General features: G+C 48.6%; 1 protein-coding gene. It reads left to right on the top strand.

What is annotated here, in order from left to right; genetic code table 11:
- The gene (locus OL444_RS18570; RefSeq protein WP_264752031.1) at positions 1 to 15,639 is read left to right on the top strand and encodes a T9SS type B sorting domain-containing protein; all 15,639 of its coding nucleotides are present in this window, start codon (positions 1 to 3) and stop codon (positions 15,637 to 15,639) included.
- Positions 15,640 to 15,793 lie beyond the last annotated feature (154 nt).

Here is a 15,793-nt window from a genome sequence, read left to right as displayed (position 1 = left end):
GTGACTTACTCTGAATCTCCTAAAGTTCCAACCGCTGGTTGCGCCAACGCCTACTCCTTCATCCGTACCTGGGTAGCAGAAGATGGTTGCGGTAATAAAACTACCATCACCCAGAAAGTGAACGTGGTTGATAACGAAGCACCTAAGTTTGTACTGACACCTGCTGCGGATACCACCGTAGATTGTAATAAAGTGCCAGCACCTGCTGATGTGAAATACACAGTGACAGACAACTGTACCACTGTAGGTAACATCAAGGTGACTTACTCTGAATCTCCTAAAGTTCCAACCGCTGGTTGCGCCAACGCCTACTCCTTCATCCGTACCTGGGTAGCAGAAGATGGTTGCGGTAATAAAACTACCATCACCCAGAAAGTGAACGTGGTAGATAATGAAGCGCCTAAGTTTGTACTGACACCAGCTGCGGATACCACCGTAGACTGTGATAAGGTACCTGCTCCGGCTGATGTGAAGTACACCGTAACAGACAACTGTACACCGGTAGCCAACATCAAAGTAACCTATACCGAATCACCTAAAGTACCGACTGCGGGTTGTGCTAACGCATATACCTTCACCCGTACCTGGTTGGCTGAAGATGGTTGTGGTAACAAAACATCTATCTCCCAGAACGTTACGGTAGTAGATAGAACTGCTCCGGTATTCGGACTGAAACCTGCTACGGATACCACCGTAGATTGTGATAAGGTACCTGTTCCGGCTGATGTGAAGTATACCGTAACAGACAACTGTACACCGGTAGCCAACATCAAAATAACCTATACCGAATCGCCGAAAGTACCTACTGCGGGTTGTGCTAACGCATATACCTTCACCCGTACCTGGTTGGCTGAAGATGGTTGTGGTAACAAAACATCTATCTCCCAGAATGTTACGGTAGTAGATAGAACTGCTCCGGTATTCGGGCTGAAACCTGCCACAGATACTACTGTAAACTGTGATAAGGTACCAACCCAGGCAGATGTGAAATTTACCGTGACAGATAACTGTACACCGGTAGGTAATATCAAAGTGACTTACTCTGAGTCGCCTAAAGTACCTACTGCTGGCTGCGCCAACGCCTACTCCTTCATCCGTACCTGGTTGGCAGAAGATGGTTGTGGTAACAAAACATCTATCACCCAGAAAGTGACCGTGGTAGATAATGAAGCGCCTAAGTTCGGGCTGAAACCTGCCGCAGACACCACCGTGGATTGTGACAAGGTGCCTGCTCCTGCTGATGTGAAATACACCGTAACAGACAACTGTACGCCGGTAGCCAACATCAAAGTGACGTATACTGAATCACCTAAAGTACCGACTGCGGGTTGTGCTAACGCATATACCTTCACCCGTACCTGGTTGGCTGAAGATGGTTGTGGTAATAAAACATCCATCACCCAAAATGTAACCGTAGTAGACAGAACAGCTCCGGTATTCGGACTGAAACCTGCTGCGGATACGACAGTAGACTGTGATAAGGTACCGGCTCCGGCTGATGTGAAATACACTGTGACAGACAACTGTACGCCAGTGGGTAACATCAAAGTGACTTACTCCGAATCTGCCAAAGTACCTACTGCTGGTTGTGCCAACGCATACACCTTCACCCGTACCTGGTTAGCAGAAGATGGTTGTGGTAATAAAACATCCATCACCCAAAATGTAACTGTAGTAGATAGAACTGCTCCGGTATTCGGGCTGAAACCTGTGGCTGATACCACCGTAGATTGTGATAAGGTACCTGCTCCGGCTGATGTGAAGTACACCGTTACAGACAACTGTACACCGGTAGCCAACATCAAAATAACCTATACCGAATCGCCGAAAGTACCGACTGCGGGTTGTGCTAACGCATATACCTTCACCCGTACCTGGTTGGCTGAAGATGGTTGTGGTAACAAAACATCTATCTCCCAGAATGTTACGGTAGTAGATAGAACTGCTCCGGTATTCGGACTGAAACCGGCCACAGATACTACTGTAAACTGTGATAAGGTACCAACCCAGGCAGATGTGAAATTTACCGTGACAGATAACTGTACACCGGTAGGTAATATCAAAGTGACTTATTCTGAGTCTCCTAAAGTACCAACCGCTGGTTGTGCCAACGCCTACTCTTTCACCCGTACCTGGTTGGCAGAAGATGGTTGTGGTAACAAAACAGCTATCACCCAGAAAGTGACCGTGGTAGATAATGAAGCACCTAAGTTCGGGCTGAAACCTGCCGCAGACACCACCGTGGATTGTGACAAGGTGCCTGCTCCGGCTGATGTGAAATACACCGTGACAGACAACTGTACGCCGGTAGCCAACATCAAAGTGACGTATACAGAATCACCTAAAGTACCGACTGCGGGTTGTGCCAACGCATATACCTTCACCCGTACCTGGTTGGCAGAAGATGGTTGTGGTAATAAATCTACCATCACCCAAAATGTGACCGTAGTAGACAGAACAGCTCCGGTATTCGGACTGAAACCTGCCGCAGATACGACGGTTGACTGTGATAAGGTACCTGCTCCTGCTGATGTGAAATACACTGTGACAGACAACTGTACACCAGTGGGTAACATCAAAGTGACCTATACTGAATCACCGAAAGCACCGACTGCGGGTTGTGCCAACGCATATACCTTCACCCGTACCTGGTTAGCAGAAGACGGTTGTGGTAACAAAACATCTATCTCTCAGAATGTTACAGTAGTAGACAGAACAGCACCGGTATTCGGACTGAAACCTGCCGCTGATACAACGGTAGATTGTGATAAGGTACCCGCTCCTGCTGATGTGAAGTACACCGTTACAGACAACTGTACACCGGTAGCCAACATCAAAATAACCTATACCGAATCGCCGAAAGTACCGACTGCGGGTTGTGCCAACGCATATACCTTCACCCGTACCTGGTTGGCAGAAGATGGTTGTGGTAACAAAACATCTATCACCCAGAATGTTACGGTAGTAGATAGAACCGCACCTGTATTCGGGCTGACACCGGCCGCAGATACTACTGTAAACTGCGATAAGGTACCAACCCAGGCAGATGTGAAATTTACCGTGACAGATAACTGTACACCGGTAGGTAATATCAAAGTGACTTATTCTGAGTCTCCTAAAGTGCCAACTGCAGGCTGCGCCAACGCCTACTCTTTCACCCGTACCTGGTTGGCAGAAGATGGTTGCGGTAACAAAACATCTATCTCTCAGAAAGTGAACGTGGTAGATAATGAAGCGCCTAAGTTTGGGCTGAAACCTGCTGCAGATACCACCGTGGATTGTGATAAAGTACCTGCTCCTGCTGATGTGAAATACACCGTGACAGACAACTGTACCACAGTGGGTAACATCAAAGTGACGTATACTGAATCACCGAAAGCACCAACTGCTGGTTGTGCCAACGCATACACCTTCACCCGTACATGGGTAGCAGAAGATGGTTGTGGTAATAAATCTACCATCACCCAAAATGTAACTGTAGTAGACAGAACGGCGCCGGTATTCGGACTGAAACCTGCGGCGGATACGACGGTAGATTGTGATAAGGTACCTGCTCCTGCTGATGTGAAATTCACCGTGACAGACAACTGTACACCGGTAGCCAACATCAAAGTAACCTATACCGAATCACCTAAAGCACCGACTGCTGGTTGTGCCAACGCATATACCTTCACCCGTACCTGGTTAGCAGAAGATGGTTGTGGTAATAAATCTACCATCACCCAAAATGTGACCGTAGTAGACAGAACGGCTCCGGTATTCGGACTGAAACCTGCGGCGGATACCACCGTAGATTGTGATAAGGTTCCTGCTCCTGCTGATGTGAAATTCACCGTTACAGACAACTGTACACCAGTGGGTAACATCAAAGTGACTTATTCTGAGTCTCCTAAAGTACCTGCTGCGGGTTGTGCTAACGCCTATTCCTTCATCCGTACCTGGACCGCAGAAGATGGTTGCGGTAACAAAACAGCTATCTCCCAGAAAGTGACCGTGGTAGATGATGAAGCGCCTAAGTTTGGGCTGAAACCTGCCGCTGATACGACAGTAGATTGTGATAAGGTTCCTGCTCCTGGCGATGTGAAGTACACCGTGACAGACAACTGTACACCGGTAGCCAACATCAAAGTAACCTATACCGAATCGCCGAAAGTACCGACTGCGGGTTGTGCTAACGCATACACCTTCACCCGTACATGGGTAGCAGAAGATGGTTGTGGTAACAAAACAGCTATCTCTCAGAATGTGACTGTTGTAGATAGAACCGCACCTGTATTCGGGCTGACACCTGCCGCAGATACTACTGTAAACTGCGATAAGGTACCAACCCAGGCAGATGTGAAATTTACCGTGACAGATAACTGTACACCGGTAGGTAATATCAAAGTGACTTATTCTGAGTCTCCTAAAGTGCCAACTGCAGGCTGTGCCAACGCCTACTCTTTCACCCGTACCTGGTTGGCAGAAGATGGTTGCGGTAACAAAACATCTATCTCTCAGAAAGTGAACGTGGTAGATAATGAAGCGCCTAAGTTTGGTCTGAAACCAGCTGCGGATACCACCGTGGATTGTGATAAAGTACCGGCTCCGGCGGATGTGAAATACACCGTTACAGACAACTGTACCACTGTAGGCAACATCAAAGTGACGTATACTGAATCACCGAAAGCACCAACTGCGGGTTGTGCCAACGCATATACCTTCACCCGTACCTGGGTAGCAGAAGATGGTTGCGGTAATAAATCTACCATCACACAGAATGTAACCGTAGTAGACAGAACTGCTCCGGTATTCGGACTGAAACCTGCGGCGGATACCACCGTGAATTGTGATAAGGTACCTGCTCCGGCTGATGTGAAATTCACTGTGACAGACAACTGTACACCAGTGGGTAACATCAAAGTGACCTACTCCGAATCACCTAAAGTACCAACTGCGGGTTGTGCCAACGCCTACTCCTTCATCCGTACCTGGATGGCAGAAGATGGTTGTGGTAATAAAACTACCCTCACACAGAAAGTGAACGTGGTAGATAATGAAGCGCCTAAGTTTGGACTGATTCCTGCTGCGGATACCACCGTAGATTGTGATAAGGTGCCTGCTCCAGGCGATGTGAAGTACACCGTGACAGACAACTGTACACCGGTAGCCAACATCAAAGTAACCTATACCGAATCGCCTAAAGTACCGACTGCGGGTTGTGCCAACGCATATACCTTCACCCGTACCTGGTTGGCTGAAGATGGTTGTGGTAACAAAACAGCTATCTCTCAGAATGTTACGGTAGTAGATAGAACAGCGCCGGTATTCGGGCTGAAACCTGCTGCTGATACAACGGTAGATTGTGATAAGGTGCCTGCTCCGGCTGATGTGAAGTACACTGTAACAGACAACTGTACACCGGTAGCCAACATCAAAGTAACCTATACCGAATCGCCGAAAGTACCGACTGCGGGTTGTGCCAACGCATATACCTTCACCCGTACCTGGTTGGCAGAAGATGGTTGTGGTAACAAAATAGCTATCTCTCAGAATGTTACTGTTGTTGATAAAACCGCACCTGTATTTGGACTGAAACCTGCCGCAGACACTACTGTGAATTGCGATAAGGTACCCACCCAGGCAGATGTGAAATTTACCGTGACAGACAATTGTACTCCGGTAGGTAATATCAAAGTGACTTATTCTGAGTCGCCTAAAGTACCAACGGCTGGTTGTGCCAACGCCTACTCCTTCACCCGTACCTGGGTAGCGGCAGATGGTTGTGGAAACACCGCTACCATCACCCAGAAAGTGACCGTGGTAGATAATGAAGCACCTAAGTTTGGGCTGAAACCTGCCGCAGATACCACCGTGGATTGTGATAAGGTACCTGCTCCTGCTGATGTGAAATACACCGTGACAGACAACTGTACGCCGGTAGCCAACATCAAAGTGACGTATACTGAATCACCAAAAGCACCGACTGCTGGTTGTGCCAACGCATACACCTTCACCCGTACATGGGTAGCAGAAGATGGTTGTGGTAATAAATCTACTATCACCCAAAATGTAACTGTAGTAGACAGAACGGCTCCGGTATTCGGACTGAAACCTGCCGCTGATACGACAGTAGATTGTGATAAGGTGCCTGCTCCGGCTGATGTGAAATACACTGTGACAGACAACTGTACACCAGTGGGTAATATCAAAGTGACCTACTCCGAATCACCTAAAGTGCCGACTGCTGGTTGTGCCAACGCCTACTCCTTCATCCGTACCTGGATCGCAGAAGATGGTTGTGGCAATAAAACATCCATCAGCCAGAAAGTGACCGTGGTAGATGATGAAGCGCCTAAGTTTGGGCTGAAACCTGCCGCAGATACCACCGTAGATTGTGATAAGGTACCTGCTCCGGGCGATGTGAAGTACACCGTTACAGACAACTGTACACCGGTAGCCAACATCAAAGTAACCTACACCGAATCGCCGAAAGTACCGACTGCAGGTTGTGCCAACGCATATACCTTCACCCGTACCTGGTTGGCAGAAGATGGTTGTGGTAACAAAACATCTATCTCTCAGAACGTTACTGTGGTAGATAAAACTGCACCTGTATTCGGGCTGAAACCTGCCGCTGACACTACGGTGAATTGCGATAAGGTACCCACCCAGGCAGATGTGAAATTTACCGTGACAGACAACTGTACACCGGTAGGTAATATTAAAGTGACTTACTCCGAATCTGCCAAAGTACCAACTGCTGGTTGTGCCAACGCATACACCTTCACCCGTACATGGGTAGCGGCAGATGGTTGTGGAAACACCGCTACCATCACCCAGAAAGTGACCGTGGTAGATAATGAAGCGCCTAAGTTTGGTCTGAAACCAGCTGCGGATACCACCGTGGATTGTGATAAGGTACCGGCTCCTGCTGATGTGAAATACACCGTTACAGACAACTGTACCACTGTAGGCAACATCAAAGTGACCTATACTGAATCACCAAAAGCACCGACTGCAGGTTGTGCCAATGCATACACCTTCACCCGTACCTGGGTAGCAGAAGATGGTTGTGGTAATAAATCTACCATCACCCAAAATGTGACCGTAGTAGACAGAACAGCACCGGTATTCGGACTGAAACCTGCGGCGGATACGACGGTAGATTGTGATAAGGTACCGGCTCCTGCTGATGTGAAATACACTGTGACAGACAACTGTACACCAGTGGGTAACATCAAAGTGACCTATACCGAGTCTCCAAAAGCACCGACTGCGGGTTGTGCCAACGCATACACCTTCACCCGTACCTGGGTAGCAGAAGATGGTTGTGGTAACAAAACATCTATCTCTCAGAAAGTGACCGTAGTAGACAGAACTGCGCCGGTATTCGGACTGAAACCTGCGGCGGATACCACCGTGAATTGTGATAAGGTACCTGCTCCGGCGGATGTGAAGTATACCGTTACAGACAACTGTACACCGGTAGCCAACATCAAGGTAACCTACAGCGAGTCACCTAAAGTACCAACTGCCGGTTGTGCCAACGCCTACTCCTTCATCCGTACCTGGGTGGCAGAAGATGGTTGTGGCAATAAAACATCCATCAGCCAGAAAGTGACTGTGGTAGATAATGAAGCGCCGAAGTTTGGGCTGAAACCTGCCGCAGATACCACTGTGGATTGTGATAAGGTACCAGCTCCGGGCGATGTGAAATATACCGTTACAGATAACTGTACACCGGTAGCCAACATCAAAGTAACCTATACCGAATCGCCGAAAGTACCGACTGCGGGTTGTGCTAACGCATATACCTTCACCCGTACCTGGTTGGCTGAAGATGGTTGTGGTAACAAAACATCTATCTCACAGAACGTTACTGTGGTAGATAAAACTGCACCTGTATTCGGGCTGAAACCTGCCGCAGATACTACTGTAAACTGTGATAAGGTACCAACCCAGGCAGATGTGAAATTTACCGTGACAGACAACTGTACACCGGTAGGTAATATCAAAGTGACTTACTCTGAGTCGCCTAAAGTACCAACTGCAGGCTGTGCCAACGCCTACTCCTTCATCCGGACCTGGATAGCGGCAGATGGTTGTGGAAACACTGCTACCATCACCCAGAAAGTGACTGTGGTAGATAATGAAGCGCCTAAGTTTGGTCTGAAACCTGCCGCTGATACCACCGTAGATTGTGATAAGGTGCCTGCTCCGGCTGATGTGAAATACACCGTTACAGACAACTGTACACCAGTAGCCAACATCAAAGTGACGTATACTGAATCACCTAAAGCGCCGACTGCGGGTTGTGCCAACGCATACACCTTCACCCGTACCTGGGTAGCAGAAGACGGTTGTGGTAACAAATCTACCATCACCCAAAATGTAACTGTAGTAGACAGAACAGCACCGGTATTCGGGCTGAAACCTGCTGCGGATACGACGGTAGATTGTGACAAGGTACCGGCTCCTGCTGATGTGAAATACACGGTAACAGACAACTGTACACCAGTGGGTAACATTAAAGTGACGTATACTGAATCACCTAAAGCACCGACTGCTGGTTGTGCCAACGCATACACCTTCACCCGTACCTGGGTAGCAGAAGATGGTTGTGGTAACAAAACATCTATCTCTCAGAAAGTAACCGTAGTAGACAGAACTGCTCCGGTATTCGGGCTGAAACCAGCTGCTGATACCACGGTAGATTGTGATAAAGTACCTGCGCCTGCTGATGTGAAATACACTGTGACAGACAACTGTACACCAGTGGGTAACATTAAAGTAACGTATACTGAATCACCTAAAGCACCGACTGCTGGTTGTGCCAACGCATACACCTTCACCCGTACCTGGGTAGCAGAAGACGGTTGTGGCAACAAAACATCTATCTCTCAAAATGTGACGGTAGTAGACAGAACAGCACCGGTATTCGGTCTGAAACCTGCTGCTGATACAACGGTAGATTGTGATAAAGTACCTGCGCCTGCTGATGTGAAATACACTGTGACAGACAACTGTACACCAGTGGGTAACATTAAAGTGACGTATACTGAATCACCGAAAGCGCCGACTGCTGGTTGTGCCAACGCATACACCTTCACCCGTACATGGGTAGCAGAAGATGGTTGTGGTAATAAAACATCCATCAGCCAGAAAGTAACCGTAGTAGACAGAACTGCACCGGTATTCACCCTGAAACCAGCGACAGATACCATCGTAGATTGCGATAAGGTGCCGACGCCAACAGATGTGAAATACACCGTTACAGACAACTGTACGCCGGTAGCCAACATCAAGGTAACGTATACCGAGTCTCCAAAAGTACCGACTGCAGGTTGTGCCAACGCATATACCTTCACCCGTACATGGGTAGCGGCAGATGGTTGTGGTAACACTGCTACCATCACCCAGAAAGTGACTGTGGTAGATAATGAAGCACCGAAGTTTGTACTGAAACCAGCTGCGGATACCACCGTAGACTGTGACAAAGTACCACTGGCCGGTGACCTGAAATATGCCGTTACAGACAATTGTACGCCGGTAGGTAATATTAAAGTGACTTACAGCGAGTCTCCAAAAGTAAACACACCAGGTTGTGCCAATGCCTACACCTTCACCCGTACATGGGTGGCTGCCGATGGTTGTGGTAACACAGCTACCATCAAACAGGTAGTAAATGTGATAGACAGAACAGCACCGGTATTTGGTGTGAAACCAGCGGCTGATACGACTGTAGATTGCGATAAGGTACCGACCAAAGATGACGTGAAATTTACCGTTACCGATAACTGTACACCAGTAGGAAGTATCAAGGTAACCTATACCGAATCACCGAAAGTACCAACTGCCGGTTGTGACAACGCTTATACCTTTACCCGTACCTGGGTAGCGGAAGATGGTTGTGGTAATGCAACCACCATTCAACAAAACGTGACCGTAGTAGACAGAACTGCGCCGGTATTCACCTTGAAACCAGCAGCAGATACCACGGTAGATTGCGATAAAGTACCTGCTAAAGAAGATATCAAACTGGTAGTAACAGATAATTGTACACCAACCAGCGATATCAGAGTAGTATACAGCGAAACACCGAAGCTGCCTGCAGCAGGTTGTGCCAACGCCTACTCCTTTACCCGTACCTGGCTGGCTGTTGATGGTTGTGGCAACAAAACATCCATTACCCAGAATGTAACCGTAGTAGACAGAACAGCACCGGTATTCGGACTGAAACCAGCGGCTGATACGACGGTAGATTGTGACAAGGTACCTGCTCCTGCTGATGTGAAGTTCACCGTTACAGACAACTGTACACCGGTAGCCAACATCAAAGTGACCTATACCGAATCACCAAAAGTACCGACTGCAGGTTGTGCCAATGCATACACCTTCACCCGCACCTGGTTGGCAGAAGATGGTTGTGGTAACAAAACATCCATCAGCCAGAAAGTGACCGTGATAGATAACAAAGCACCGGAATTTGGCCTGAAACCAGCCGCGGATACTACCGTGGATTGCGATAAGGTGCCTGCTCCTGCTGATGTGAAATACACCGTGACAGACAACTGTACGCCAGTAGCGAACATCAGGGTAACTTACACCGAGTCACCAAAAGTACCGACACCGGGTTGTCCGAATGGTTACACCTTCACCCGTACCTGGGTAGCGGCAGATGGTTGTGGTAACACAGCTACGATCAGCCAGAAAGTAACCGTACAGGATAAAACCGCACCGGTATTCACCTGGAAACCAGCGGCAGATACCACCGTCGATTGCGATAAGGTACCTGCTCCGGCCAATGTGAAATTCAGTGTAACAGACAACTGTACACCAGTAACAAAAATTCAGGTAAAAATCACCGACTCACCGAAAATTCCAACAGTGGGTTGTGCCAATGCCTACACCTTCACCCGCACCTGGACCGCAACTGATGCCTGTGGCAACACGGCTGAAACCAGCCAGAAAGTGACGGTAATAGATAACATCGCACCGGTATTTACCTACAAACCAGTCGCTGACACCGTTGTGGATTGTGACAAAGTACCTGATCCGGCTGACGTGAAATACATTGTAACGGATAACTGTACACCGGTTGGTGATATCAAGGTTACCTACAGTGAAACACCGAAAGTACCGGCGCCAGGCTGTAACAACACTTACAACTTTACCCGTATCTGGGTAGCTGCGGATGGTTGTGGTAATACAACTACCATCAAACAAAATGTAAGCGTGGTAGACAGAACGCCTCCTACCTTCCTCCTGAAACCTGCGGCTGATACTACCGTAGATTGTGACAGGGTACCGGCCAAAGAGGATGTAATCGTCATCGTAACAGATAACTGTCTCCCTGCGAACATCAAAATTGATTACAGCGAAACACCAAAAGTGCCAACGCCGGGTTGCGCCAATGCCTATACCTTTACCCGTATATGGGTGGTGTCCGACGGTTGTGGCAACAGTGCTACCACCAAACAGAAAGTAAATGTGGTAGACAGAACAGCACCGGTATTTACCCTGAAACCTGCGGCGGATACGACCGTGGATTGTGACAAGGTACCTACCCCGGCTGATGTGAAATATGCAGTAACAGACAACTGTACACCAGTGACCAACATCAAAGTAACGTACAGCGAGTCGCCGAAAGTACCAACTGCCGGCTGTACCAACGCTTACACCTTTGTACGTACCTGGATAGCTACTGATGGTTGTGGCAATGCAACAACCGTTAAACAGAATGTAACCGTAGTAGACAGAACAGCGCCTGTATTCACCATGACACCTGCGGCTGATACAACCGTGGATTGTGACAAGGTACCTACCCCATCTCAGGTAAGGTTCCTGGTAACAGACAACTGTACTCCGGTAGCTAATATTAAAGTAGCGTACAGCGAATCACCGAAAGTGAATACACCTGGTTGTGCCAACGCCTACACATTCACCCGTACCTGGATAGCAACCGACGGTTGTGGCAACGCAACTACGATCACACAGGTAGTAAATGTGATAGACAGAACAGCACCGGTATTCAATCTCAAACCAGCGGCGGATACCACCGTTGATTGTGATAAAGTACCAACAGAGGCAGATGTGAAGTTCAGCGTAAGCGACAACTGTACCCCTGCCGGTCAAATTAAGGTGACCTACAGTGAATCACCTAAGATCAATACTCCTGGTTGTGCCAACGCTTATACTTTCATCCGTACCTGGGTGGCAGAAGATGGTTGCGGCAACAGTGCTACGATCAAACAAAACGTAACTGTAATTGACAGAACAGCACCGGTATTCCACCTGAAACCAGCGGCGGATACCACCGTGGATTGCGATAAAGTACCTGCTAAAGATGACGTGAAATACACTGTGAGCGACAATTGTACGCCTGCAGCACAGATCACCGTTACTTACAGCGAAACACCGAAAGTGCCGACACCGGGTTGTACCAACGCCTACGTATTTACCCGTACCTGGGTAGCTTCCGATGGTTGCGGTAACACCACTACGATCAAACAAAACGTAACCGTAGTAGACAGAACTGCACCGGTATTCACCTTGAAACCAGCAGCGGATACCACAGTAGACTGTGATAAAGTACCTGCTCCGGCCGATGTGAAGTACACCGTAACAGACAACTGTACACCGGTAGCCGACATCAAGGTGACTTACAGCGAATCACCCAAAGTGCCAACACCTGGTTGTGCCAACGCCTATACCTTTATCCGTACCTGGATAGCGGAAGACGGTTGTGGTAACAAAACAAGCATCTCACAAAATGTAACGGTAGTAGACAGAACAGCTCCGGTATTCACACTGAAACCTGTTGCTGATACTACAGTAGATTGTGATAAAGTTCCTGCTCCTGCAGATGTGAAATACACGGTAACTGACAACTGTACTCCTGCCGGTAATATTAAGGTAGCTTACAGCGAATCAGCCAAAGTGCCGACTCCTGGTTGTGCCAACGGTTATACCTTTACCAGAACATGGGTGGCCACCGATGGTTGCGGTAACGCTACTACCATCAGCCAGCGTGTAACCGTACAGGATACCACCAAACCGGTATTCACCGTGAAACCGGTAGCCGATACCACTGTAGACTGTGATAAAGTAGCCAACCTGGATAAATTACCAGTAGTAGCTACAGACAACTGTTCTCCGGCTGCCAATGTGAAGATTACCTATACAGATGCGCCACGGGTAACGCAACCGGGATGCGTAAACAGCTACACCTTTATCCGTACCTGGACCGCTACCGATGATTGCAACAACCGCGCAACCTTTGAACAACACATCACAGTACAGGATACTACCAAACCGGTATTCTCTGCTGTTGCGCCTAAAGACACCCTCGTAAATTGCGATCAGGTGCCTGCATGGCCGGTCATTACAGCTACCGACAATTGCAGCGCCAACATCCAGGTAGTCACTGGTACACGGAAAGTAACCGTACCTGGCGCCTGTGCGGGTAACTACAAAGAAATCCGTACCTGGACCGCGACAGACGAATGTGGCAACAAAGCGTTCATGCAACAAACCATCACCGTACAGGATACCACTAAACCGGTATTTGTGGTAGCGCCTCCGGCAGATACCACCGTAAGCTGTGATGATATTCCTGCACCAGCCAACAATGTGAAAGTAACGGACAACTGCAGCACAACCGGCAACGGCCTCACGCTGACACGTTCTATCCGTACTGAAAAAATCCCTGGCGCCTGCGTAAACAACTACCGCATCATCAGAACCTGGGAAGCAAAAGATGCTTGTGGCAACACGACCATCATGACACAGGTAGTAACCGTGAAGGATACCACCAGACCGGTTATCAGCCCTGCTCCTGCTGATGTGATTATCTATTGCCAGGATGAGATCCCTGCTCCGCCGGTATTAACAGCTACAGACAACTGCGACTACAGCTTCCCTAAGAAAGCGATCTATAGTGAAGATCCGTATGTGAAAGACATCTGTAAAGGTTATACCATTGTGAGAAGATGGACTATCATGGATGCATGCGGCAATAAGGCCAATGATGTGATCCAACAGGTGATCGTTAAACCTTGCGACAAACCGCAGCTGACCGCTACCCTGCCGTCTAATTGCTCGGATAATCCGATGATTACCCTGCAGACAACCGGCAATGTCAGCAAACCAACGTACACCCTGGTAAGCGTTACGCCTGCCAATGCGGTAAAAGGATTACCGTATACACAAACCAGTAATGTGTTTAACCTGAATGGTGCAACAAGTGCTTCATTCATCGTAACAGACGGTCAGACCGGTTGTTCTTCCGATACCATGACCTACCACCTGACCTACATCCAGAAACCAGTGGTGAAACTGGGCAACGACACTACGATTTGTGGTGGCAACAGCCTGGTACTGGATGCAGGTGCGGCTAACTTCGCCTACCAGATCAAATGGTCTACCGGGGCTACCACACAACGGATCAATGTGGCTACTGCAGGCACCTACTGGGTGAGCGTTAGCAACGGCCAGTGTGTAACTACCGATACCATTGAGGTAAGCCTGGTGCCAACACCGCTGGTAGACATTCCGGATACGACTATCTGCCGTGGCCAGTCCGTTAAACTGGATGCTTATGTAAATGGTGCACAATACCTGTGGAGTACAGGATCTACCTCCTCTTCCATACTGGTAAGCACACAGGAAGAGTTCTGGGTTAAAGTGATGAAGAGCGGATGTATCACCATCGATACCGTTAAAGTACGCGTAAATCCGCCACCAGATATCAGCCTGACCCGCGATACGACGATCTGCCCTGATCAGTCTATCATGCTCACGGTTACCTCTAACGGCGGCCGTATCCAATGGCAGACAGGTGAAACCACCAACTCCATCGTGGTAAATCAGCCAGGCGCCTACTGGGTGTCTGTAAGCAGAGACAACTGCGTGGTGAAGGAAACCGTTAATGTACGGGCGAAACCGACCCTGAACCTGGATCTGGGACCAGACAGGAATATTTGTCCGGGAGGATCTGTAGTACTGGATGGAACCAATCCGGATGCGATCTCCTACTTGTGGAATGACGGCGACCCTAACCCGGTTAAAACCGTTACACAGGCTGGCAAATACAAACTGGCGGTAATGGATCGCTTCTGCCAGCGTATCTATACTGACAGCGTAAATGTAAACATGACCGGATTACCAAAAGTAAACCTGGGTAGAGATACCACCCTGTGTAAAGGTGAAACACTCACCTTACGTGCAGAAGGCGGTAACATCACAGGTGTACGCTGGGATAACGGTTCTGCAGGACCATCACTGACCGTGTCTAACGGTGGCACCTATACGGTAACCGTATTCAACGATTGCGGTTCCGCTACCGACGACATCACAGTAGATGTGGTTTACTGCGAACCTAAACCGGAATTACCAAATGCCTTCTCTCCAAATGGCGACGGACGTAATGATGTCTTCCGACCGGTAGTAAGAGGCGCTATGTTCGACTACGAACTGCGCGTATTCAACCGCTGGGGCGAACTGATCTTTATGACATCCGATGACCACAAAGGCTGGGATGGTAAATACAAAGGCGTACCGGTAGATGTAGGCACCTATGTTTGGTGGCTTACCTACAGAAAAGTAGCCGGCGGCGCTACCAATGTTCTCAAAGGAGAAGTGACCGTAGTAAGATAACAAGCTCCCCTTCGGGAGGAATAAAGCAAAACGCATAGCGGGCTACGCCTGTTATGCGTTTTGCTTTTATAGGATTCACTCACCGGTGTTTTTATTTCATCTGCCTGCCGGCAGATGACTGTCGTGGGTTGATGATGATTGTTTTTAAATTTTA

The organism is Chitinophaga nivalis, from assembly GCF_025989125.1.
Lineage (GTDB): Bacteria > Bacteroidota > Bacteroidia > Chitinophagales > Chitinophagaceae > Chitinophaga > Chitinophaga nivalis.
The sequence above is the reverse complement of the archived record's forward strand: the minus strand, read 5'-3'. Positions and strand labels throughout refer to the sequence as shown.